Origin of the sequence: Sorangium sp. So ce145 (assembly GCF_051525985.1) — a bacterium.
Lineage (GTDB): Bacteria > Myxococcota_A > Polyangia > Polyangiales > Polyangiaceae > Sorangium > Sorangium cellulosum_B.
The window spans coordinates 9,760,780-9,783,521 of sequence record NZ_CP150315.1 but is presented as its reverse complement, the minus strand read 5'-3'; the positions used below and the strand labels follow the sequence as shown (position 1 = coordinate 9,783,521).

Genomic DNA, 22,742 nt, shown 5'->3' with positions numbered 1-22,742 from the left:
GAGCGGGCGTCATCCACGGCGTCCGTCGTCGAACGAGCTGAAGAGACGGAACGCGCTGGACGGCGGCGTGGCGCCGTGGCGCGCTGACCGGGGCAACAGGGGGACATGATGAAATCGAGTCAAGCCGATGCGGCCACGGTCAATGTCGCGGAGCTGGTCTATGGAGACCAGGTGGAGCTCGATGATCCGGCGGAGACATACCATGAGGCTTCCAAGCTCCATCCTGGCATCCTCGGCGAGGGGGCCGCTGGCAGGACGCTCCTGGAGACGAGCGCGCAGCTCCAGCGCTCGACGGCGAGGTCGACCAAGCGGTATGTGCTCGGCGAGGCGATTCGACTGCCAGGCCCGGCGCTGCCCGATGTGGGCCTGACGGCGCTCCTGCGGGAGCGCAGATCGATCCGCCAGTTCAGCGGCGCGCGAATCGACGCGCAGGCGCTCTCGAGCCTCGTGTACGCCGGGTACGGCATCACCCACACGGTCCCCGCGAGCCCGATGACGATGCGGACCGTCCCCTCCGGAGGCGCGCTTTACCCCCTGGATCTCTACTGCGCCGTCCTCGAGGTCGACGGTGTTGCCTCCGGCGTGTACCACTACGACCCCTTCCAGCACGCCCTGGAGCAGGTGCGGGCTGGCGACTGCCGGGAGGAGATAGGCGGCTCCATGGTCGCTCCCGGGATCGTGATGGGCGCGTGCGTGGTCCTGCTGATCGCGGCGATGTTCAGGCGAAACCGGTTCAAGTACGGCCTCCGAGGGTACCGGTTCGCGCTGATCGAGGCCGGGCATCTGGCGCAGAACGTGCTGCTGGCCTCCCAGTCGCTTCAGCTCGGCGGCGTTCCGCTGGGCGGCTACTATGACCGCGGCATCGACGATCTCCTCGGCATGGATGGGGTGAACGAGTCTGTCGTCTACACGCTCGCCATCGGTGTCCCCGCCTGATCAGGCCTCGACCGGCGCGAGCAGCGCTGCCCGGTGGCGCGCAAGGTAGCTCCGCACGTCCTCCGCGGGCGTGCCGGTGAGCTCCTCCACCGCCCTCGTCGCCACATCCAGCGTTCCGCGGGCGATCGCCTCGTCGAAGGAGGCGAGCAGCCCGGCGATCGCCGCGGGCATCCCGGCCTTCTGCATGCCTTGCTCCAGCGCATCACGCGGCACGGGGACGTACTCGATCGACTTGCCTGTGACGGACGAGGCGATCTGCGCGAGCTCGCGCTGGGACACGGCCGCCGGCCCGGTGATATCGAGCACGCGCTTGCCGTCGAAATCGGACGCCAGCGCCGCGGCCGCGGCGCGGGCGCAGTCCTCGCGCGTGACATACCCGGCCTTGCCGTCTCCGGCCGCTGCGACCAGCTGGCCCGTCGCCAGCGCGCGCCGCAGCGAGGCCACGAGGAAATCCGTATAGAGGTTGTTGCGCAGGACGGTCGCGCCGAGCCCGCTCTCCGCGAGGGCGTCCTCGGTGGCCTGGTGGTCGGGCGCGATCGTGATCGGCGAGCCCGGCCCGGGGTTGGTCAGCGACGTGTAGACCACGTGCCGCACGCCCGCCTTCGCCGCGGCCTCGAGCGCGCTCCGGTGCTGCGCGATGCGCCGGCCCGGGCGGTCCAGCGCGTCGGTGCTGATGAGCAACAGGCGCGCCGCGCCGGCGAACGCCTCCGCGAGCGAGGCGGGAGCGTCGAAGTCCGCGCGCCGCACCTCGACGCCGCGGGCGCGGAGCTCGCCGAGCTTCTCCGGGTGCCGGGTCGTGACGAGGAGCGGCCCTGCGCCCTGCGCGAGCAAGAGATCGACGACGCGCCGCCCGAGCTGGCCGTTCGCGCCGGTGACGAGGAGAGGCTGAGACATGGTGAGAGCTCCTTGTGACGAGGTTGGGTGGATATTTGCCGCTGTATCGAATGTGGTGCAATGCGCATAAACTGGCTACTGTGTGCCGAAATGGGAACAATGGATCTGAACCACCTCTCCGTCTTCGCGGCGGTCGCCGAGACGGCGAGCTTCACGGAGGCGGCGCGCCGGCTGGGTGTGCCCAAGTCGACGGTCAGCCGGGGCGTCGCGTCGCTGGAGGCGTCGCTCGGCGTGCGGCTCTTGCAGCGGACGACGCGCAGCGTGGCGCTGACGACGGCCGGGCACGCGCTGGTCGACCGGCTCGGCTCGCGGCTCAAGGCGCTGACGGAGGCCATCGAGGGGCTCCCGGAGCTCGAGGACGAGCCGTCGGGCACGCTGCGCCTCACCGCGACGGCGGACTTCGCCACCGAGGTGCTGGCGGAGATCCTCGCCGCCTTCTGCCGCCGCTACCCGCGCATCACGGTCGAGATGCACCTGTCGACGCAGCCCGTGGATCTGGTGAAAGAGGGGTACGACGCTGCGTTCCGGTTCCTCACGAAGCAGCCGCGAGACTCGACGCTGGTGGCGCGCAAGGTGGGCGAGCTGCACCTCCAGTTCTACGCCTCGCCCGCGTACCTGGCCGCGCGGGGGACGCCGAGGACGCTGGAGGATCTCGCGGGGCACGATGGCGTGGCGCTCATCAAGACGAGCCCGTTCGGGCGAGACGAGGTGTCGCGGGCCGGCGCGCGGCTCCGCATCCGGTGGCTCGTGAACGACGGGTTCTTCGCGCGCGAGGTGGTGCGCAACGGCGGTGGGATCGGCCTGCTCCCGACCTTCCTCGTCCAGCAGGACGTGCTCGCTGGAGGGCTCGTCCGCGTGCTGCCGCGCTGGACGGCGCCGACGGGCGGCGTCTTCCTCGTGTTCCCGAGCGGCCAGCACTTGCCGAGGAAGACCGTCGCGCTGCGCGATCACGTGGTCGAGGCGCTGCGGATGCAGCTCAAGGCGCGCGCGGGCCGCGCCGGTGAGGGCTAGCGCCCCATCGGGTTGTCGCGAACATTACACACGTGTTGGACCCACGACCGCGCTGCGACGAGATGTGATCCGCGCCTCCACGCGGGCGCCCCTTAAGGCTTGATTTGCCGGCAGGTCGTGAGGTTAGGCTGCACAGCCGAGGCCGCCGGCGCATCGCGGGCGGGGCACCTGGACATGAGCGCACACGTGGACACTCTCGCGCGATCGCCGCTCGCGGTGGTCGAATATGGGCTGGATCTGGCGATCACGGCGTGGAACGAGAGCGCCGCGCGGCAGCTCGGGTTCTCGAGGCAGGAGGCGATGGGTCGATCCATCGCCGAGCTGCTCCCTGTCCCCGAGGGCGCGGGGTTGTGGCGGCGGCTGCTCGACGAGGACAGCGGGGAGCAGCGCCTGCGTCACACGCGGAGGGACGGCGGCGACGTCGCCGTCGTGTGGGTTCATCACCGCGTGCTCGATGCGCGGGGCGAGGCGGCGGGCGTGGTGTGCATCGGCCGCGATGTGACGGCCGAGCTCGAGGCGTCCAGGCGTCAGGCGGAGCACCAGCACATCCTCCGTGCCCTGGTCGAGAACCTCGATGTCGTCGTCTGGGCCTGCGATGCCAGCGGCGTGTTCACCTACTACGACGGCAAGGCGCTCGCGGCGGCCGGCATGAAGCCAGGACAGCTCGTGGGGCTGAACAATTTCGACATCTACAAGGAGCACCAGACCGGGGGGTTGCGCAGGGCGCTTCGAGGGGAGCCGATGCACAACGTCATGGAAGCGGACGGAAAGCCCATCGAGAACTGGTTCGTCCCGGTCCGAGGGGAGGGGGGCGAGGTGGACTCGGTGGTCGGCATCACTCTCGATCTCACCGAGGCACGGCGCGCGGAGAAGGAGCTCCGGGAGCGGCTGGCGATCATCGAGCGGCAGCAGCAGGTCATCCGCCAGCTCTCGACACCCATCCTGCAGGTCTGGAAGGGCGTGCTGGCGCTCCCGATGATCGGCGTGGTCGACAGCGCGAGGACGGCGGAGGTGATGGACAGCCTGCTCCAGGCGGTGGTGCGCACCGGGGCCCGCTATGCGCTGCTGGACCTGACCGGGGTCGAGGCCGTGGACACGAAGACCGCGAGCTATCTCGTCGATCTCGTCCGCGCGATCCGGCTCCTCGGCGCGGAGGGCATCATCACCGGGATCCGGCCGAGCGTCGCCCAGACGATCGTCTCGCTCGGGATCGATCTCGCCGAGATCACGACGCTTTCCGACCTCCAGGCGGGCCTGAAGCATTGTATCGGGCGCACGCTGCGCGAGGCGACCAGAGGCGGGCGTCCCGACCCGGGTTGAGGTTGCCGACCCAGGTTGGGGTTGGACGACCCGACCCAGGTTGAAGTTGAGGTCGTCGGTCCAGGTGGACGACCCGACCCAGATTGGGGTTGGACGACCCGGACGACCCGACCCAGGTTGAGGTTGTCGCCGGGCGACCCGACCCAGGTTGAGGTTGCCGAGGTTGCCGGCCGGACCCTTCACGCTGGGCACGCGCCTGGCACGGGCCTCGCATCTCCCGAAGGAGGCCCCCCATGGATTACGACCGCTTCGTCGAGGAAGTGCAGCGCCGCGCCGGCTTCGAGGGCCGCGACCAGGCCGAGCGTGCGATCGCCGTGACAGCACGGACGTTCGGCGAGCGGCTGCTCGTGGAGGAGGCGGCCGCGGTCGCCGGTAGGCTGCCGGGTCCGGTCGCCGCCGCGGTGCGCGGCGCCACGTACCAGGGCGACTTCGATCGCGACGAGCTTTACGACCGCATCGCCCGCCGCGAGGGCGCGCCGCGCGGCTTTGGCATGGAGCACGCCCAGGCCGTGTGCCAGGTCATCGGCGAGGCGCTGCCCGAGGCCGAGCGCGTGCGGCTCCAGCGGCACCTGCCGGACTGGGCGGACCTCTTCGCGCCGCGCTCGGCCGGAGCTCCCCCGCCGCGGCCGGCGCACGCCGCGTCTCCGCCCGAGACCGGCCAGGGCTCGACGCTCGCAACGGGGCGGCCTGGCAGCCGCCACCCCGTGAGCGAGGCGCGCCCCGAGACGGCCCATGCGCAGTCCGTCGCCCGATCGGACGATCCCCACACGGATACCAAACTGTCGAGCAGCCCGGGGCTGACGCAGGAGCGCCTCCGAGAGACGCTGGCTGACGGGCGCCCCGGCCCCGAGCACCCCGTCAGCGAGACGCAGCGCTGATCTACTAGACGCTTCAGCGCGGACGGCCCACCCGGCACGGCGGCCCCCGGCGCCCGCTTGACAGCGGCCGTGCTCCCGCGAACACTTCGCCCCACGGGCTGCTCCGGGCCCGGCTCCTCGCTCGCCGCCGGCACGGCTCCGCGAGGGGCGAAGAGGGCGCTGCCCTTCGGCGGTCTTCGCTCGTGATGCTGCCGCTCTTTCGTCGGTGCCGGCCGACAAGGACCGATCTCGGCAGATCACCTGGACAGGGCCGATGGGGAACCGCCACCACCACAAGAAGCTGCGCGCCGACGTCCGCGCCAGGATGGCCCGGACCGGCGAGAGCTACCAGAAGGCGCTCGCGCAGATCCTCGACGAGCGTTCCACGCCGAAGGCGGCGCGAAACATCGATCTCGTGCCGATCGATTACTTCGGCGCGCCGGCCGCGCTCGCGACCTTCGAGATCGCTGGCAGGCTCGCGTGTCTCGTCGTCTCGAGCCGGCTCCGCCCGCGGCCGTTCCCTCAGAGCCCCCTCGTCGCCCTGGCGATGCGTGGGCCTCGGGCCATCCATTGAGTGATCTCCGCGATCCCGGGTATCGCGAGGTCATGATGAGCACATCAACGAGAGATCGAATCGACGCCTTTCGCGCGCAAGGCTTCTTCATCATGCGCGCTTTCCTCGACATCGCCGAGCGCGCCGAGCTCCGCCGCGCGTGCGACGCCGCGCTCCTCCGCACACGAGCGCTCTCCCGGGAGACGGGTCACTCGACCCCCAGCATCTCGCTCCTCACGGACGGCGCGACCTGCTTTCAGGACGATCCCTGCGCGCTGGAGCTCATCTCGGCGTTCGTCGGCTCCCGGCGCGTCTGCGAGCTGCTCGCCGGCCTCTCGCGCGCGGGAGCGGGAGAAGGAGAGGAAGACGCCCCGCGCCTGAAGGACGCGCATTATTACCACGAGCAGACCCGGCGCGACTGGGACGGGGACTGGCACCGAGACAGCCAGTTCGGCCAATCCGATCCAGAAATCGAGCGCGCGATCGTCGCGACGACCACATCGGTCCACTTCAGGGTGGCGCTGGAAGACGACGATCGGCTCGAGATCGTCCCCGGATCCCACGCCCGCTGGGACACGCCGGACGAGCTCCGGATCCGCAGGGGCGCCGATCGGACCACGCCGCACATGCCGAACGCCGCGCGCGTCGCCTTGCGCGCCGGAGACGCGTGTATCTTCCACGCGTGGTCGATCCACCGCGCAACGTACCTTCGAGCTCCTCCGCGTCGCACGATCGACGCCCTCTACACCTTCGCTCGTCCGACCGTGCGTCGGTGGGCGCTGCCGGCGATCTGAGGTACGGCCGTCCGTCGCCCCGTCACCGCGGCGCCCGCCCCCTCGCGCATGCGGGTGCCGGCGTCGCCGTCGCGGCGGCCCTCTTCTCGCGCGAGGTCGCCTATCCTTGCCGCCCATGGCGCCCCGCCCGCCCCTGCTCCACCGCCTCGCCGGCGGGCTGGAGACCCGCCCCGTCAAGGCCGCGATCTCGCTCCTGATCCTCGTCTCGGTCCTGCCCATCCAGGGCCTCGACGAGCAGCTCCGCCCGTATTTCCTGGCGATCTTCGGCGTCGAGCTCCTCTTCCGGGCCGTCCTCCTCCACCAGCGCGGGGACGGGCGGTCGCGCCTCGACGTGCTCCTCTTCGCCTTCGACATCATCGCCTGGGTCAGCTTCCTGCCGCTCGAGCGGATCCTCGACGCGCACGCCGCCCACGCCCTCCCCATACTGCGGCTCTCGCGGCTCTTCCTGCTCCTGCGCTTCACGCGCGAGATCGCGATCGACCTCTACGCGATCATGACGCGGCGCGAGCTTCTCGAGCAGTTCGGGCTCGTCACGCTCGCCGTCTGGGGGCTCGCGTTCGGCTCCTCCGTGCTGCTCAGCCACCTCGCGATCACGCACGACTACGATGGCCGCGGCCCGACCCCGGACACCGACTTCATCGACCGGATCTGGTGGTCTTTCCGGCAGATCGAGAGCGCCGACAACCTGGTCGAGAACCTCCGGGTTCACCCCGTCGTGGCCGTCGTCTCGCTCGGCCTCACCATGGTGGGCGTCTTCATCACGTCGTTCATCATCGGCATCGGCGCCAACGTGGTCGACCAGGTCGTGCGCGCGGCGCGGCGGCGGCCGGTCCGCTACGCGGGGCACGCGCTCGTGATCGGCCCGGTGCACGAGGCCGAGATGCTCGTGCAGGAGTTCGTCCGGCTGTACGAGCGCCACCGCGCGCTCCGGAGCATCCGGCTCGCGGAGCTCTGGCTGTGGCTCACCCGCCGCGGGCCCCCGCCGACCCGCCACGCGCTCCCGCGGATGGCGCTCCTCGGCACCGAGGACGACCCGCCCGCCTACCTCTACGCGCCGGGGATGCGCTGGGTGACCTACCGCCAAGGGGACGGCGCGCAGCCGGAGGCGCTCGAGCTCGTGGGCGCCGCCGAGGCGAAGCGGGCGCTGATCCTCGCGCGGCCCGACGCGGGGCCCGACGCCGACGCCCTGACGGCGATGACGCTCTCCTCGTTCCGGACGCAGAACCCGCACGGCCACGTGTTCGTCGAGGTGCAGGAGAGCAAGAACCGCGATCTCATCCAGGAGGTGGGCGGGCCCGGGACTCATCCGCTCGACATGCAGCGGTTCCTCGGCTTCTTCCTCTGCCAGCACCTGCTCACGCCAGGCGTGGAGTCCCTCTACACCGACCTCATGACCGCGGACGGCTCCGAGTTCTACACGCACATCTTCCTGGGCGAGGAGGCGGTCTGCGCCGTCGGCAAGCTCGGCAAGGCGCCGAAGCACGAGCTCTCGTTCTCGGACATGGCGCGCGCCGCCTGCGAGAAGCAGGTGATCCTCGCGGGGGTGTTCCTCGGGGACGAGGCGGCGGTGCCGAAGCGCGAGGAGGGCAAGCTCGTGTCGGTCGAGGGGCTCGTACCGTGGTTGAATCCGCTGCTCGATCCGCCCGAGGGGTCGCCGGCGTGGGCGCTCGGCGCGCGGGCGGGCCGGGTGCCGGCGCAGCGGCTCAGGGGGCTCATCGGCGTATCGGCGACCTACGCGCCGCTCCTGGACTACGGGCGAGAGCTCTACAGGGGGCGGGGGATCGAGCGCGCCGCGGCGTCGGACGGCGCGACGGCGGCGCACGAGTGGGCGGCGAAGCTCTCGCTGCACCTCGGCGAGATCGAGCGGGTGCTGATCGTCGGGTACAGCCCCGCGTTGCCCTCGCTGCTGCACGCGCTCGCGCGGTTCGTGCCGGGCGTCGAGGTGACGCTGGTCCTCGGGGAGCGCGGGGACGAGCGGATGCCGCTCCCCGATCGGCTCGCCTCGCTCGGCGTGACGCCCGGCCCGGGCGGCGCGCCGCCGGGCTCGGACGGGGTGATGCTCTCGCTCCCGCGCGGGGGCAGCGCGACGGTGTACACGCAGCACGGGCACGACCTCGCCTCGCTCGCGGTGCGCTGCGTGGCGCGCGGCGCGCCGCTCTCCGCGGCGGTGTTCCTGAGCGAGCCCGAGGGGCTCGATCGCGACGCGCGCACGGCGATGCGGGTCATCCGCTTCGCGCGGGCGCTGGCGAGCCGGGAGCTCGCGCACGGCGGGGCGCTGCACGTGCTCGCGGAGTTCTCCTCGGTGGCGAAGGGCGAGCACGTCCGGAGCCTCCTTGCCCCCGACAAGTGCGGCCTGGCCGTGCGGGTCAGCCTCGTCAGCACCGAGCGCATCAAGAACTACTTCATGGTCCACAGCGCCTTCGTCCCGGGAGTAACGGCTCTTTACGATGAGCTCCTCGGCGAGGGCGGGCAGGACCTCGTCCGCATCGAGGCGCCGCCGCCCGACGTGGCGGGGCAGGCGGGCGGCGAGCTCCGCTTCGACGACATCCGGAGGGCGCTCGAGCCCCGGGGCGCCATCCCCATCGCGCTCGAGGTCGAGGAGCCGAAGGACGACCAGCCCGGGGGCGCGAGCCCCGTCGCGCGGCGGGGCGAGCCCCGGGGCGCGAGCCATGTCGCGCCGCCGGGCGAGCGCCGGGTCGTGCACCTGAACCCGCCGCCGGAGCAGGCCTTCAAGACGTCGCTCATCCGCGTCGTGTACGCGCTCGCCCGGCGCCACGATCTCGTGATCCAGGGGGCGCAGCGGCCGAGGCGGGGCGACGCCGGTGAGGCCGCGCTCGGCGAGGAGTCCCCGCGGATCAGCGCGTGATCAGCGCGTGAAAAGCGCGCCGCCGCGCCTCTTTTTCGCGCCTCGCCCGAAGTCGCGCGATCTTCGCGGCGAGATCTGTATCCTGGAGGCGTGCCCGAGCGCCCGGACCTGGAGTACGTCGTTCCGATCCTCGCGCGCGAGCTCGCGGGCGCGGCCGTGGCCGCGGCGCGCGCCGAGAACTCGGTGGTGCTGCACGTCCTGCTCCCGGAGCGCCTCGACGCGCTCTTGCCGGGCGCGGAGATCCGGCGCGTGGCGCGGCGGGCGCACGCCGTGGTCTTCGAGCTCGACGGGGCGCGCGCGCTCGATCTCGTGATCTCCCCGATGCTGGCAGGGCGGTTCTCGATCACGCGGCCAGGAGAGACGCGGATTCCAACCGATCTCGCCTTCTCGCTGACCCTCGGGGACGGCCGCGAGCTCAGGGTCCGAGACGACGTGCAGATGAGCAAGGTCTACGTGCTCGCGCGGGGCGATTTCGACAGGCTCCCCGGGCTCCAGCGCGTCGGCCTCGACGTCCTCGATCCTCGGGTGTTCACGCAGGAGGCGTTTCGCTCCGCGGCGCGCGGGCGGCGCGACCTCGCCAAGGATTTCCTGATGGACGGGACGGCGCTCGACTCCATGGGAGACTCGTACGCCGACGAGGTGCTCTTCGAGGCAAGGATCCACCCGAAGGCGACGGTCCAGAGCCTCTCCGAGGAGGAGACCGACCGCCTGCACGCGGCGATCGCCCGTGTCCTCGGCGACGCGACCCGGACGATCGCCCGGCGCGCGCCGGCGCTGGACGAGCGGCTGCGCGACTTCCTCAAGGTCCGCGGGCGTCCGGGCCAGCCGTGCCCGCGCTGCGGCGACAAGCTCCGTCGCGCGAGCGTCCACGGGCACGACGCGATCTTCTGCCCGGCCTGTCAGCCGGAGGCGCGGCGGAGCGCAGCGGGGGATCCGCGCCGCGCCAGGCGGGAGCCGGGCTGAGGCGAGGCCGGCGTCACAGCGCTTCCGGCAGCGGCTCCGGCGGCGCGAGCCCCGCGCTCTTCGCCCTGCACGGGACGCTCACGCCCTGACAGCCGCACTGGTTCTGGCCGCCGTCGGTGATCTTGCCCGCCGTGCCGCTCTCCGTCTCGACGTTGAGATCGATGAAGTTGCACTCGATGGTGCTGCGCGCGAGCGCCACCGAGGCGCCGAAGCTCGCGACGGCGGCGCCGTCGCTCGCCTCGATGCGCACGCCGGTCAACGTGGCCTCCGAGTCGCCAGGATCCTTGACGATCGTGACGCCGTTTCCCTGGAGCCCATCGGCTGAGCTCCGCGTGCCGCGGACCGCGGTCTCCTCCAGGGTGGCCACAGATCCGAAGAGGGCGAGCCCCGAATCGACGCTCTCCTCGACGAGCGACGACCGGAGCACGAGGCCGCTCCGCCCGTTCGGCGTGTCAAGCGCGTGGACCTCGATCCCCCGGCCGAAACGCCCGTCCGACGCCTGCGGGAGCGTGTTGCCCTCTCCCCGGTTCGCGCCGACGCCCGTCCCCTCGACCTCGCCGGACTCGAGGGTTCCTCGCACGACGGACGACTCGAGGGCGAGCTCGGCGCCCGCGCTGTGCACGCCGACCCGATGGGCCCCTTCGACGAGCGAGCCACGGACGGTGAGCGCCGCCGGGCCTCGCTCGTTGTCCACCTTGATGCCCTGGGCGCCCGCGCCGGCCACCCAGACCTCGTCGATCACGGGGCCTCCCTGTCGCAGCCAGCCAGGAGCCACGTCGCCGTGAGCAGCAGGAGCGGAGCCCCGTGTCGGTCCATGAATCCGTCCATGAACCGGACCACGACGTCGAGCAACAGTCTACTTGTCGTCCACCACCGTAAAAAAAACGCCGACCCGTCCGCGCTCACGGTCTTCTCTTTGCTCGAACGCGACCCAGGAGACGCGGAGGCTTCACACTCCGCGCCTCTTCTTCTGCGCCTCTGTGGTGCATTTTTCTTCTCACTGCATCGGCGTGCGGCGCGCCGGCGCGAGTCGAGCCTTCGTGGCGAGGCACGGTGACAGGGAGCGGCGTTCTGAGCTACGCTGAGCGCCCCGCAGGAAACGCAGCATGCTTTGCAAATCCCATCACTCTGTACATCGCCTGGCCGGCGTCGCCGTGCTTCTTCTGTCGCTGCCGGGCTGCGCCCTCGACACGAAAGGCACAGGCTGGTCAGGTGAATCCGAGGCTCAACCCGGAGGACCTGGCGGCGCTCCCGTCGAAGAACCCGGTGGAGCCATCGCCGGACAGCCTGGCGGCGCTCCCATCGAAGAGCCTGGCGGCGCTCCGGCGGAAGAACCCGGCGGAACGCCGACGGAAGAACCCGGTGGCGCGCCCGTCGAAGAGCCCGGCAAGGATCCGGTCGAAGAGCCCGGCAAGGATCCGGTCGAAGAGCCCGGCGGCGCTCCCAAGCCGCTGTGCGGGGCGGCGGCTCCATCGCTGATCGCGTGCTTCGCGTTCGAGGGCAACCCCGACGACGCCTCGCAGCATCACTTCACGCCCGAGCGGGTGCGCAGCCTGCACTACGCGCCTGGCCGTGCCGGCCAGGCGCTCTCGGTGACGATGGGGAGCAAACTCTACTTCCGCCACGACGCCGCATGGACCGCCTCCGCGATGACCATCGATGTCTGGATCAACCCCGCCTCTCTCCCCGACAAGCGGCGATACACCGTGATCGACAGCGGCGGGAAGCCTTCGCTCTTCCTGATGCCGGGCGGACAGATCCGCTGCACCATGGGCGTCGAGCGGAACGTGACTTACCCCATCGTTCCCGGGCAATGGACGCACGTCGCCTGTCTCTCCGACGGCCAGACGCAGAGCCTCTACGTGAACGGCGTCGAGGTCGACCGGAGCCCCTCTGGCCCGGTGATCGCCTCCGGCGAACAGCCCGTCCACATCGGCTCGGACGAGCCCTCGGGGGAAGACGAGTTCAACGGGCTGCTCGACAGCCTCCGCATCTTCGGCCGGACGCTCACGCCCCAGGAGATCTGCGCGGCTGCCGGCGGCGGCTGCTGAGCTGCGCCGTCAGGCGCGCACCCAGCGGGGGGGCTCTGGCCCGCGGGGCGGCTCATGGCCGTCACCGCAGACCGACTGGCGGGCCCCGGCGCGACCGGCCAGGGCTGCCCGAAGAGAATGCGCGCTCTGGGCGCGCGTAAGGAAGAACGGAGGAAGGGAAGAGCGCGAGAGAGGAGAGATGCGCCTCAGAAGGGGGCGTCGCGGAGCTTCTCCTTGTACTCCGCCTTGTACAGATCGTGGCAGGCCTTGCAGCTCGCCTTGGCACCGTCGATGTCGCCCTTCTTGGCCTTCTCGATGCCGTCGTTCGAGATCGCGACCCACTTGTCCATGCCCTTCGGCGGCCTCGCCGCCACGTACTTCAGCGCTTCCGCGATCTTCGCGCCGTCGCCGCTCGTGGTCGCCGACTGCATCACCGACTTCATCCAGCCCTGCATCGGACAGGCCTTCTGTCCTTTTGCGCCGCAGCCGAAATCCTTCTTCTCGGCGACGGAAGCGGGGAGGTCCGCGGTCCCGCCAGCGGCCCACGCGGCTCCAGCAAAGCCAATGCCGACGGTCATCAACACGGCACTCATCAGCTTCTTGCTCATCGACATCCGACGTCTCCTGTGGGTAAGGGCAAGCGCAGCGAGAGACATTGCAGTTCCGCGGGTGGAAGTCAACAGCCACCTTGGTCGCCGAGCCGGCTCGCGAACGCCGCCGAGGCGAGACGGCGTCGGGGGCCAAGATCTTCATCACGAACGCCACCGAGGCGAAGATAACGTCAGGAGAGAAAAACTTCATTCATGATGTCCGCCGAGCGCCGTCTCCGTCCTCGCTCGCGCCGCGCGGACGTCCTGGCGCCACGCGGCGGGCGGAGGCGCGGGCCCGCCGGCGAGCGCGCCTCAGGGCCGCCCTCCGGGCGCGCGCCGCCTCCGCGCCGCTCGAGCGCGCCCACCCTGGGCGCCGTCAGCGGGGTCCCGCGTCCGTCGATGGCGCAGGCAGGTCCCTTCGCCGGCGCGATGACGAGGTCCGCGATGCGCCAGACCGACCCATCGACATGACGCGACTACGTGGCTTATCGACATGGCGAGATGCGCTCTTCGATGGCTTTTCAGATGCCTTGAAGCGAGCCCGCGGAACACGGCACCCGGCGGCGCCTTCTCCGGCGCCGGCGCCGTTCCCCCATCACGGGCGCCCTCGTCGTCGATGATTTCCCCGCGCTCGGCGCGCCACCTGGACGGCCTGCGCACACGCACGTATCCGTCGAGAACCCCCCGTTCGCGCCGGCGGGCGGCCAGCGCGTGCGCGGAGCCGGACCTCCCCGAGCGCCCCGGCGTGTTCTTCGTGAGACTCCAGCCCTGACGCGTCGCATCGCGCCTTCGATCCGGTCGCGGTCGCGCTGGAGGTGAGTCGCCCCACCATCCCGGGCCTGTATCCAGACCGGGAGGGCGGCGCGCGTGATATCGCTGGATTCACGGCCGTTGATGCGCGTCGGAGAGATCGTCGACGAGCGGTTCCAGATCGAGGGCCTCGCGGGCTCGGGCGGGATGGGGCACGTCTACCGGGCGCGCGACCGGCGAAGCGGCGACACGGTGGCTCTCAAGGTGCTTCGCCGCGCCGAGAAGGGTGAGCTCAGCCGCTTCTCCTGCGAGGTGGAGGCGCTCTCGGCGCTGCGCGTCCCCGGCGTCGTCCGGTACATCGCCCACGGCGTCGCGGCGGGCGGCAAGCCGTATCTGGTGATGGAGTGGCTCGCCGGAGAGACGCTCGCCGAGCGCATCGCGCGGCGAGGGCTCACCCCCGCCGAGAGCGTCGACGTCGTCGCGCGGATCGCGGAGACGCTCGGCGCCCTCCACGGGCAGGGCGTCGTGCACCGCGACCTCAAGCCGAGCAACCTGCTGCTCGTCGAGGGGCGGCTCGATCGCGCGATGGTGCTCGACTTCGGGATCGCGCGCTTCCGGATCGATCAGCAGCTCACCCTGCCGGGCACCGTCCTCGGGACCCCGGAGTACATGGCGCCCGAGCAGGCGCGCGGCGAGCGGCGCGTCGACGCCCGCGCCGACGTGTTCGCGCTCGGCTGCGTGCTCTTCAAGTGCCTCACCGGGCGCGCCGCCTTCCAGGGCGCCGGGGCGCTCGCCGTGATGGTCAAGGTGCTGCTCGACGAGCCGCCGCGCCTCCGCGAGGTCCGCCCGGACCTGCCGGACGAGCTCGACGTCCTGGTCACCAGGATGCTCGCGAAGCAGCCAGACGGGCGTCCCCGCGACGGCGCGGCCGTCGCCGAGGAGCTCCGCGCGATCGACCTCAGCCGCGCCGGCGCGGCGGACGGCGCCTACCCTGCCGCGCTGGCGCCCGTCCTGGAGCTCACGAGCAGCGAGCGGCGCGTCACCTGCCTCGTGCTCGCCCACGAGCGCTCGGCGCCCGAGGAGGTGACGCGCTCGCAGGAGGAAGAGCAGGCGCGGGCGACGGGCCGCGCCGACGAGCTCTACGCGCTCGCGGAGCGCTACCAGGGCCAGATCGAGCTCATCGACGCGAGATCGCCGCTGCTCGTGCTGACGAGCGCCGAGGCGGCCACCGATCTCGCCGCGCAGGCGGCGCGCTGCGCGCTCTCGCTGCGCGCGTTGCTCGGCGGCGCGCAGGTCTCGCTCGTGACCGGCCGGGCCGAGCTGACGTCGCGCATCCCGATGGGCGAGCTCATCGACCGGGCGGTCCAGCTCCTGCCGTCGCGCGGCGAGCCCGGCGCGGTCGCCGCGGTCCGCATCGACGAGGTGACGGCGGGGCTCCTGGGCGGCCGGTTCGAGACGAGCTGCGAGGGCGGCGCGCGCTTCCTCCACGGGGCGCGGGACGACCTCCGGGTGACGTCGGCGCCGGCGCTGCTCGGCAAGCCGGTGGCGTGCTTCGGGCGGGAGCGGGAGCTCGCGGTGCTGGCCGCGGAGCTCGATCGGAGCACCGAGGAGTCGACCTCCGGCGCGCTGCTGGTGGTCGCGGCGGCCGGCATGGGCAAATCGCGGCTGCGGCAGGAGTTCCTCGAGACGGTGTCGGCGCGCAACGCGCGAGCGGCCGACCGCGCGCGCGGCGGGGGCGGCGCCGACCTGGCGGACGGCACCCACGTGGAGGTGTGGATCGGCCAGGGGGACCCGATGAGCTCGGGCTCGGCGTTCGGCCTCCTGTCGCGCGCGCTGCGGAGCGCGATCGGCATCGTCGACGGCGAGCCGCTGGAGGAGCGGCGGCGCAAGGTGAGGGCGCGGGTCGAGCGCCACCCGGAGCTCGACGTCGGGCGCGTCAGCGCCTTCCTTGGCGAGCTCCTGGGCGCGCCGTTCCCGGACGACGACATCCGGGTCGGCGCGGCGCGGCGCAACCGGCAGCTGATGGGCGATCAGCTGCGGCTGTCGTGGGAGGAGTTCATCCGGGCCGAGTGCGCGAGGCAGCCCGTGCTGCTGATCCTCGAGGACTTGCAGTGGGGCGACCTGCCCACCCTGACCATGGTGGAGGCGGCGCTCCGGAGCCTGCGGGATCTGCCGTTCCTGGTGCTCGGGCTGGCTCGCCCCGAGGTGCACGAGGCCTTCCCGGGGCTGTCTCAGGGGCGCTTCGGCAACCAGATGATGCTGCCGCCGCTCACGCGCCGGGCGAGCGAGCGGCTGGTGCGGGCCGCGCTGGGCGACGAGGCGAGCGCGGAGCTCGTGGCCACGCTGGTGGACCGGGCGGACGGCAACCCGTTCTACCTGGAGGAGCAGGTCCGCGCGGTGGCGGCCGGCCACGGCGCGGACCTGCCGGAGACGGTGCTGGCGATGGTGCAGGCGCGCATCGAGGCGCTCGACGCCGAGGCGCGGCGCGTGCTGCGGGCCGCGAGCGTGTTCGGCCAGGCGTTCTGGCCGAGCGCGGTGAGCGCGCTGCTCGGGGGCGCCGAGGTGACGCGCTGGCTCTCGGAGCTGGAGCGCCGCGAGGTGGTCCACCGGCGCGGCCCCGGGCGGCTGCGCGGAGAGGTCGAGTACCGCTTCCGGCACGCGCTGGTGCGCGAGGCGGCGTACGGGATGCTGACGGAGGCCGACCGGCGGCTGGGCCACGCGCTGGCGGGCGCCTGGCTGGAGGGCGCGGGCGAGCCCGACGCGATGGCGCTCGCGGAGCACTTCGAGCGCGGCGCCGTGCCCGCGCGGGCCGCGGCGGCGTACCTGCGCGCGGCGCAGCACGCCCTGGAGGGCAACGATCTCGGCGCTGCCATCGCGCGGGCCGAGCGCGGGCTCGAGTGCGCGCCGGAGCCCGCGGTGGTGGGGGCGCTCCGGCTGGTCCAGGCCGAGGCGCACGTGTGGCGGGGCGACCTCGCGCTGGCCGAGCAGCGGGGGACGGACGCGGCGCGGCACCTCGCGCCCGGCTCGGCGCCGTGGTTCGCTGCCGTCACGCAGGCCGTCGCGGCCGCGAGCAAGCTGGGCGGCTTCGACCGCGTGGAGCGGTGGATGGACGAGGCGGTCGTCGTCACCGCCTCGCAGGGCGCGGAGAGCGCGAGGAGCACCTGTCTCTGCATGGGCGCCTCGACGCTGGCCTTCGCCGGACGGCCTGCGATCGTCGATGGGCTCATCGCGGAGGTGGAGCGCGCCATGGGCGACGGGGCGTCGACCGGCGCCGGCGCAGGGGCCGAGGTGGTCGCGGGGCTGCACCAGGCGCGCGCTTTCCGCGCGATGAGCGGGGGCGATCCCGGCGCCTGCGTCACCGGCCTGGAGGCCGCGCTCGTCGCGTTCGAGCAGGTCGGCGACCGGCGCAACGCGTGCATCACCCGCGCGAACCTGGGCTATTCCTACGGCGAGCTCGGCGACTTCGGCGGCGCCGAGGCGGCGCTCCGCTCCGTGCTGGAGGCCACGGAGCGGATGGGTCTGCACGAGGTGGCGGCGGCGGCGCAGGCGAGCCTCGGGCAGGTCCTCGCCTACCGCGGCAGGCTCGCCGAGGCGCGGGCCGTCGAGGAGGCGGCCCTCGCCTCGAGCCAGCGGCTGGGCGACCCGCGCGCCGAGGTGGTGTCGCGCTCGTACCTCGCGAAGATAGCCCTGCTCGCCGGCGATCTCGCGGGCGCGGAGCGCGAGGCGCGCCTCGCCGAGGCGCTGGAGAGCGCGTCGCCGTTCCGCGTCACGGCCATGGCGATCCGCGCCCGGGCGCTGATCGGGCTGGGGCGCGCCGCCGAGGCGCTCGCGGCCGCCGGCGAGGCCCTGGCAGCGCTCGAGTCGCTCGGCGGGATCGAAGAGGGCGAGTCGATGATCCGACTGGTCCACGCGGAGGCGTTCTCCGCGGTCGGCGACGCGGCCAGCGCGGCGGTCGCCATCTCCTCGGCGCGCGACAAGCTGCTCGACCGGGCCGCCGGCGTTCGCGATCCCGAGTGGCGCGGGCGCTTTCTCTCACACGTTCCGGACAACGCCCGCACCCTGGAGCTCGCATCGCAGTGGGTCGGAGCTGTCGGAGCCGGGCGGAACCACCGGAACTGAATGTGGCCGAACGTGACGGAACGTGGCCGAACGTGACTGAACGTGACTGAACGTCACGGGACGTGGCCGAACGTGACGGAACGTGACGGAACGTGACGAAGCGTTGCTGTCCCACGGAGGAATCCGCGGGGGACGTGCAATTTAATGGCTGACAGTCGAAGTGGTTTGCCGTACCCTGATCGTTGACGTGGAGAGTTCCCGGCTGTCGTTGTGTTGAGCGACGCGCCGGAGGGCGTGCTGTGATCGGGGAGCGTGGGCGCTCCCCTTGGCTCGCTACCTGAGGTCTCATCACGTGAAAACCAGGGCTGTACTTGGGTGCGCAGGCATCCTTTTCGTGGCTACCGGCTGCGTCGCGCCCGAGCAGGCGCTCGAAGCGGGGGATGAAACAGAGGAGCTCGGCTCGAGCGCTGACGAGCTCGCGACCGGCAATGCGCTGAGCGCGAATGCGCTGAGCGCGAATGCGTTGAGCGCGAATGCGCTGAGCGCCAACGCGCTCAGCGTGAACGCGTTGAGCCCGGTGGCGGCCTCCGCTCTCAGGGATCCTGGCGCGAGGGGCGATCTCTTCCGGTCGCTCGTGAAGTACACGGTCAGCTGCGCGCTCAAGGAGTCCCAGTCGTTCCGTTTCTCCTGGACCGACCGCGCGGGCGCGACCCACAAGGAGGTCTATCCCGGACACCTCGGCCTCGCGCCCCGGTGGGACCGGCGCCCGCTCGACGACGAGGGCAAGCGGATGGTCTCCGCGTGCCTCGCCGCCCACACGAACCGTTATGGAGTCTCGGTCAGCATCTCGATGCGCTCCCGACAGAACCCGCTGCATCACGAGGTCGGGTGCGGCGAGCTCGACGAGTACCCTCATGTCGAGGGGGCCTTCTGGGGGAACCTCTTCACGGAGACGCCGTACCTGCGCGCCTGTTACAACCCGGCGAACGTCGATGTCGCGCGCGCGGCGAAGCGCGACTGCGCCGCGGGCCAGCTCGACGCGGACGGCGATCTCGAGGGCTGCGGGATGATCGAGATCGTCGGGCGTTGCAAGGAGTACTGCGGCAAGCTCAACCGCTCCGGCGAGTATTACAAGGAATGCGATGATCCGGAGTTCGGCGAGACGCGCTATGTGATCACCACCGCGCTGCGGTGACCTTCGCCCTCCCGGGGAGAGGGGCCGCCGGTCGTCTTCTCCCTCGGCAGCCCTGATCGGAGCCGAGCGAACGCGCCGCCCTCCTTGGCGCGGGCGGCGTCGTCGGGCGAAGATGCGCGGCCATGGAGATGCATCAGGTCCGGTATTTCCTTGCGGTGACCGAGACCCGCAGCTTCACGCGCGCCGCGGAGCGGTGCGCGGTCTCGCAGCCCGCGCTCACGGCCGCCATCAAGAAGCTCGAGGAGGAGCTGGGCGGGCCGCTCGTCCTGCGCGAGCGCGGCGGCGCCAAGCTCACGGCGCTGGGGCAGCGCGTGCTGCCGCGGCTCCAGCGGCTGCGGGACGAGATGCAGGCCGTCCAGGTGATCGCGGACAACCACCGGCGCCTCAAGCAGGTGCCGCTCCGTGTGGGCATCCTCTGCACCATCGGGCCTGCGCGGCTCGCGGGCTCGCTGGCGGCGTTCCGCGCGGAGGCGCCGGGGGTGGAGCTGGAGATCGCGGTGGCCGTGCAGGGGGAGCTCCTGCGGCGGCTGGAGGAGGCCGAGGTCGACGTCATCGTCTCGAACCTCGGCGACGCGGTTCCGGACTGGTGCGTGGTGGCGCCCCTCTACGAGGAGCGCTACGTCGTGGTCCTCCCGCCCGGCCACCACCTGGCCGCGCGCGAGGGCCTGCGGCTCGAGGATCTGGACGGCGAGCCCTACCTCGATCGGCTCGCCTGCGAGATGCGCGAGCAGGTGACGGGCGTGTGCGCCGCGCGGCGCGTGGACCTGTACGCGGCGTACCGCACCGACCGGGAGGACTGGGTCCAGAGCCTGGTGCACGCGGGGCTGGGGTTTGCCTTCATGCCCGAGCACTCGGTGCTCCTGACGGGCGCGTCGCAGCGCCCGCTCGTCGATCCGGCCCTCCGTCGCACCGTCGCGCTGGTGCGCTCGGGCGATCGCACGCCGGCGCCGGGCTTGCAGCTCTTCTGGGACGCGCTCCTCTCACGCGCTGCCCGGGCGCGGCCGGTCACCCCTTCGCGGCGATGATGTCCACGTGCTCGATGACGGGCGGCGCGGCGAGCAGCTCCGGCGCCTTGGCCATGAGCGCGGCGGCGATGCGGCCCGCGAGGTGCTCCTTGCGCCCCACCTCGTCCGCGAAGGTGTCGAAGATGCCGAACGTCGTCGGCCCGATGCGCAGCGCGAACCAGTGAACCGTCCGCGGCTCCTCGGCGGCGAGGCCGACGGCGGAGCGGAGGAGCGCCTCGACCTCGGCCTCCTTGCCGGGCTTGGCCTCGATGCGGGCCAGGAGGGAGAGCGTCACGGCGGTCGGGGAAGCAGCGGTCATGGGATCCTCCTCTTCGGCGGCGCACGGCGCGCCGCGCTTCGGTGAAGAGAGTTGTAACGACGCGCGTCCGGCCGACCATTCGATGTTCTGGATGGATCCATCAGCGCCGTGGATGGCGTTTCCCCGCGATCCTGCGGCGGCCACCGGGGGACGGCCGCCGCGTGTGGCGGATTCGGCAGGGGGGACGCGCCCGCTCCCGGGATAACGCAAGGGGCGAGGCGCCGCGTTACGTTCGTGCTTTACACGGCCGGGGGCGGTGGTCAGGTGCCCCTGGGCGCTGGCGAGACCGACCTGCCTCGACCGCGCTCTGCTGGCGCGAAGCGCGATCCGTGCACGCCGAGCGTCATGTACGATGGGCCTCATGCACCGTCGAGCGCGCATGGGGCCGCGGACGGGCGGAGCGTTGAGCTGACCAGCGGTGGCGACAGGTGCAGCGGCGGCGATGCGTGGCAGGGCTCGGGCTCGCGGCTCAACGGCCGGCCGTTGGGCGTCGCAACAACCGGAGGTCAACCAGATGAGTAGTGGATGGAGGGAGTCCCGATGAACGTCACGCTACGACCGGGCAACGTCGAAGACGCGCAGCCCTGTGGTGCGATCTGTTACGATGCCTTCAAGACAATAGCTGAGCAGCACGGCTTTCCGCCGGACTTGCCCTCGCCCGAAGTCGCCACCGCGCTCCTGACGGGGCTGCTCGCGCACCCCTGCTTCTATGCGGTGGTCGCCGAGCTTGACGGCCGGGTTGTCGGCAGCAACTTCCTCGACGGGCGTTCGACGGTGGCGGGCATCGGCCCGATCACGGTCGATCCCGCCATGCAAAATCGCGCGGTCGGACGCCAGCTGATGCAGCATGTCCTGGATCGGGTGACCCAGCAGCGTTATCCGGGGGTCCGGCTGGTCCAGGCCGCCTATCATAGCCGCTCGCTCTCCCTGTATGCCAGGTTGGGGTTCGTGGCCCGCGAACCGCTGTCCATCATGCAAGGAGCGCCCCTCGCCGTGCAGATGCCCGGCTACAGCGTGCGCCCAGCCACCGAGCGTGATCTGGACGCCTGCAATCGGGTCTGTGTGCAAGTCCACGGCCATGACCGTCGTGGGGAACTGCTCGATGCGATCAAGCAGGGAACCGCGACCATCGCCGAGTACGGGGGGCGCATCACCGGCTATGCCACGCCGGTCGCGTTTTTCGGTCATGCCGTCGGCGAGACGAACGACGCGCTGAAAGCACTCATCGGGGCGGCTTCCGCATTCCCGGGTCCCGGCTTCCTCTTACCAACCCGCAACGGGGAGCTGTTCCGTTGGTGTTTGGACCATGGACTACGCGTGGTCCAGCCGATGACGCTCATGAGTGTCGGTCTCTACAACGAGCCCGCAGGCGCGTTCCTGCCCTCAATCCTCTACTGAGCCTGAAAAATATCGCGGACTTCCGCGAGTCTCCGGACCCTCGCGGCCGCAGCGCCTCCGCCGCCGCAGGCGACCCGTTCGAGCGCGGGCCGCTCGTCCTCGACGAGATCACAGCGACGCTCGAGTGGTTGTTCGACGATGGCGTCGAGGACGAGGACGACGCGACGCTCGCCAGGCTCGGACAGGCCCACGCGGGCGACCCGTCCCACCGCCGGCGCGCTCGCGCTGGCCCTGGATGACTACGTCGCCCTCGCGGCGCCCAGCGCTTGACGGGGCGCTGTCCAGTGGCCTCGTCCCGCGTTGCGGGCCCGCGGCGTCATGCGTCGAACCATGGGGAGCGGATCCATGGGGCACCGGTTCGCTGGCGTGATCTCGTGACACGGGCATCGATCCCGGCGTGATGCCGTCTCGGGCGGAGACGGCCTGATCCTGCGATCCGTGCTCGGAGATTCCGGCTCGACGGCGCTGGGACCGAGGTTATGGTGCGACCCCGCAGCGCAATCGGGCCGACCCGCGGAGGGGAAGATGAACCAGGAAGAGCGGCAGGACGCAGCCACCTATCGCGTCGTCGTCGATCACGAGAAGCAGTACACCGTCTGCCCTGTCGAGCGCGCGATCCCGAGCGGGTCGCGGGAGGCCGGCAAGCAGGGATCCATCATGGAGTGCCTCGCTTATATCGAGCAGGCATGGGAGCGCCTGCGCGCCCCGGAGGAGGGATGCGCCCCGGCGGAGGTCGCCCGAGCGCGCGCGGAGTGGCTCTCCTGACGCCGCCATGAGGCGAGGAGGGCGGCGACAGGGGCGACATGGCCATGAAAGCGGAGTCCGCGCCGTCCGCCCGGCAGCCTGGTCAGGCTGGACCGGGCAGGCTGGATTTGGAGCACGCTGGTTGGACGGAGGTCCTTGTGCCATGGGGGCCTGCCGAAGCGTGCCAACCTGGGCCAGAGGGGAACTCCTGCGCTCGACGTAGCGCATGAAACAAGGCAAGGATCGCCGCGGAACGGCGATTGCTAAGGGCAGGCCCGGCCCGGAGGAGCGGATGCGTCACCTCTTTCTCGTCTGTGTTGCCCTCGTTGTGCCCCTGTTCATCGGCTGCTCTCCGCACGTGGACCTCGACGCAGAGAGCGCTTCAGCGGGTGGGTCCGGAGGCGCGCCGAGCGGGGAAGGCGGCGCGCCGAGCGGGGAGACGACGGTTTCGCCCGGGTG

Annotated in this window: 18 protein-coding genes; 14 read left to right on the top strand and 4 right to left on the bottom strand. The window is 71.7% G+C overall.

The window, feature by feature from the left end:
- Nucleotides 1-105 precede the first annotated feature (105 nt).
- Nucleotides 106-936 carry a SagB/ThcOx family dehydrogenase gene (locus tag WMF34_RS36265; protein ID WP_044966665.1) on the top strand — a complete coding sequence of 277 codons (831 nt, stop codon included), beginning with the start codon at nt 106-108 and terminating at the stop codon, nt 934-936.
- On the opposite strand, the gene WMF34_RS36260 is transcribed toward WMF34_RS36265, so the two are convergent.
- Entirely contained in the window at nt 937-1,830 is an 894-nt protein-coding gene (locus tag WMF34_RS36260; protein ID WP_437990696.1) for an SDR family oxidoreductase, read from the bottom strand.
- Nucleotides 1,831-1,929: 99 nt separating this feature from the next.
- On the opposite strand from WMF34_RS36260, the gene WMF34_RS36255 reads away from it, so the two are divergent.
- The 7 genes from WMF34_RS36255 to WMF34_RS36225 all read left to right on the top strand — a co-directional run bounded on the left by WMF34_RS36255 (nt 1,930) and on the right by WMF34_RS36225 (nt 10,194).
- Nucleotides 1,930-2,841 (top strand): LysR family transcriptional regulator, encoded by a 912-nt coding sequence (locus WMF34_RS36255; protein ID WP_044966663.1) that lies wholly within the window; start codon nt 1,930-1,932, stop codon nt 2,839-2,841.
- 186 nt (nt 2,842-3,027) lie between these two features.
- Nucleotides 3,028-4,161 carry a PAS domain-containing protein gene (locus tag WMF34_RS36250; protein WP_157907159.1) on the top strand — a complete coding sequence of 378 codons (1,134 nt, stop codon included), beginning with the start codon at nt 3,028-3,030 and terminating at the stop codon, nt 4,159-4,161.
- 233 nt (nt 4,162-4,394) lie between these two features.
- Entirely contained in the window at nt 4,395-5,039 is a 645-nt protein-coding gene (locus tag WMF34_RS36245; RefSeq protein ID WP_437990695.1) for a DUF2267 domain-containing protein, read from the top strand.
- 253 nt (nt 5,040-5,292) lie between these two features.
- Nucleotides 5,293-5,592: a hypothetical protein gene (locus WMF34_RS36240; RefSeq protein WP_012239742.1), complete on the top strand. Its 300-nt coding sequence runs from the start codon at nt 5,293-5,295 to the stop codon at nt 5,590-5,592.
- Between the two features lie 32 nt (nt 5,593-5,624).
- Entirely contained in the window at nt 5,625-6,365 is a 741-nt protein-coding gene (locus WMF34_RS36235) for a phytanoyl-CoA dioxygenase family protein (protein WP_157907158.1), read from the top strand.
- A 115-nt stretch (nt 6,366-6,480) separates the two neighbouring features.
- Entirely contained in the window at nt 6,481-9,231 is a 2,751-nt protein-coding gene (locus WMF34_RS36230; RefSeq protein ID WP_437990694.1) for a hypothetical protein, read from the top strand.
- A 90-nt stretch (nt 9,232-9,321) separates the two neighbouring features.
- On the top strand, nt 9,322-10,194 hold the full coding sequence (locus WMF34_RS36225; protein ID WP_012239739.1) for a DNA-formamidopyrimidine glycosylase family protein: 873 nt from the start codon (nt 9,322-9,324) through the stop codon (nt 10,192-10,194).
- Between the two features lie 13 nt (nt 10,195-10,207).
- Here the strand turns inward: WMF34_RS36225 and WMF34_RS36220 are convergent, their stop codons facing one another.
- On the bottom strand, nt 10,208-10,936 hold the full coding sequence (locus tag WMF34_RS36220) for a hypothetical protein (RefSeq protein ID WP_437990693.1): 729 nt from the start codon (nt 10,934-10,936) through the stop codon (nt 10,208-10,210).
- A gap of 364 nt (nt 10,937-11,300) precedes the next feature.
- Here WMF34_RS36220 and WMF34_RS36215 point away from each other — a divergent pair, with 364 nt between their 5' ends.
- Nucleotides 11,301-12,245 carry a LamG-like jellyroll fold domain-containing protein gene (locus WMF34_RS36215; protein WP_437990692.1) on the top strand — a complete coding sequence of 315 codons (945 nt, stop codon included), beginning with the start codon at nt 11,301-11,303 and terminating at the stop codon, nt 12,243-12,245.
- 185 nt (nt 12,246-12,430) lie between these two features.
- On the opposite strand, the gene WMF34_RS36210 is transcribed toward WMF34_RS36215, so the two are convergent.
- The gene (locus WMF34_RS36210) at nt 12,431-12,832 is read right to left on the bottom strand and encodes a hypothetical protein (protein WP_231864430.1); all 402 of its coding nucleotides are present in this window, start codon (nt 12,830-12,832) and stop codon (nt 12,431-12,433) included.
- Between the two features lie 876 nt (nt 12,833-13,708).
- Here WMF34_RS36210 and WMF34_RS36205 point away from each other — a divergent pair.
- The 3 genes from WMF34_RS36205 to WMF34_RS36195 all read left to right on the top strand — a co-directional run bounded on the left by WMF34_RS36205 (nt 13,709) and on the right by WMF34_RS36195 (nt 19,843).
- Nucleotides 13,709-17,683, top strand: coding sequence for a protein kinase domain-containing protein (locus WMF34_RS36205; RefSeq protein WP_437990691.1), 3,975 nt, complete (start codon nt 13,709-13,711; stop codon nt 17,681-17,683).
- A 334-nt stretch (nt 17,684-18,017) separates the two neighbouring features.
- Nucleotides 18,018-18,818 (top strand): hypothetical protein, encoded by an 801-nt coding sequence (locus WMF34_RS36200; protein WP_044966645.1) that lies wholly within the window; start codon nt 18,018-18,020, stop codon nt 18,816-18,818.
- Between the two features lie 122 nt (nt 18,819-18,940).
- A complete protein-coding gene (locus tag WMF34_RS36195) occupies nt 18,941-19,843 on the top strand; it encodes a LysR family transcriptional regulator (protein WP_012239720.1) in 903 nt (300 codons plus the stop codon).
- Here the strand turns inward: WMF34_RS36195 and WMF34_RS36190 are convergent.
- Complete coding sequence (locus WMF34_RS36190; protein ID WP_012239719.1) at nt 19,824-20,141, bottom strand: putative quinol monooxygenase; 318 nt, start codon at nt 20,139-20,141, stop codon at nt 19,824-19,826. The genes WMF34_RS36195 and WMF34_RS36190 overlap by 20 nt on opposite strands.
- Before the next feature lie 540 nt (nt 20,142-20,681).
- Between WMF34_RS36190 and WMF34_RS36185 the strand changes: the two genes are divergently transcribed.
- Nucleotides 20,682-21,539, top strand: a complete 858-nt coding sequence (locus tag WMF34_RS36185; RefSeq protein WP_012239718.1) for a GNAT family N-acetyltransferase — start codon at nt 20,682-20,684, stop codon at nt 21,537-21,539.
- Between the two features lie 525 nt (nt 21,540-22,064).
- Complete coding sequence (locus tag WMF34_RS36180; protein ID WP_012239717.1) at nt 22,065-22,304, top strand: MbtH family protein; 240 nt, start codon at nt 22,065-22,067, stop codon at nt 22,302-22,304.
- Nucleotides 22,305-22,742: the final 438 nt, after the last annotated feature.

Excerpts from the sequence above, each read along its gene's own strand:
- WMF34_RS36210 (WP_231864430.1), bottom strand. The coding sequence starts at position 12,832 with ATGAGCAAGAAGCTGATGAGTGCCGTGTTGATGACCGTCGGCATTGGC.
- WMF34_RS36245 (WP_437990695.1), top strand. The coding sequence starts at position 4,395 with ATGGATTACGACCGCTTCGTCGAGGAAGTGCAGCGCCGCGCCGGCTTC.
- WMF34_RS36190 (WP_012239719.1), bottom strand. The coding sequence starts at position 20,141 with ATGACCGCTGCTTCCCCGACCGCCGTGACGCTCTCCCTCCTGGCCCGC.
- WMF34_RS36230 (WP_437990694.1), top strand. The coding sequence starts at position 6,481 with ATGGCGCCCCGCCCGCCCCTGCTCCACCGCCTCGCCGGCGGGCTGGAG.
- WMF34_RS36235 (WP_157907158.1), top strand. The coding sequence starts at position 5,625 with ATGATGAGCACATCAACGAGAGATCGAATCGACGCCTTTCGCGCGCAA.
- WMF34_RS36255 (WP_044966663.1), top strand. The coding sequence starts at position 1,930 with ATGGATCTGAACCACCTCTCCGTCTTCGCGGCGGTCGCCGAGACGGCG.
- WMF34_RS36265 (WP_044966665.1), top strand. The coding sequence starts at position 106 with ATGATGAAATCGAGTCAAGCCGATGCGGCCACGGTCAATGTCGCGGAG.
- WMF34_RS36240 (WP_012239742.1), top strand. The coding sequence starts at position 5,293 with ATGGGGAACCGCCACCACCACAAGAAGCTGCGCGCCGACGTCCGCGCC.
- WMF34_RS36180 (WP_012239717.1), top strand. The coding sequence starts at position 22,065 with ATGAACCAGGAAGAGCGGCAGGACGCAGCCACCTATCGCGTCGTCGTC.
- WMF34_RS36205 (WP_437990691.1), top strand. The coding sequence starts at position 13,709 with ATGCGCGTCGGAGAGATCGTCGACGAGCGGTTCCAGATCGAGGGCCTC.
- WMF34_RS36215 (WP_437990692.1), top strand. The coding sequence starts at position 11,301 with ATGCTTTGCAAATCCCATCACTCTGTACATCGCCTGGCCGGCGTCGCC.
- WMF34_RS36185 (WP_012239718.1), top strand. The coding sequence starts at position 20,682 with ATGAACGTCACGCTACGACCGGGCAACGTCGAAGACGCGCAGCCCTGT.
- WMF34_RS36260 (WP_437990696.1), bottom strand. The coding sequence starts at position 1,830 with ATGTCTCAGCCTCTCCTCGTCACCGGCGCGAACGGCCAGCTCGGGCGG.
- WMF34_RS36195 (WP_012239720.1), top strand. The coding sequence starts at position 18,941 with ATGGAGATGCATCAGGTCCGGTATTTCCTTGCGGTGACCGAGACCCGC.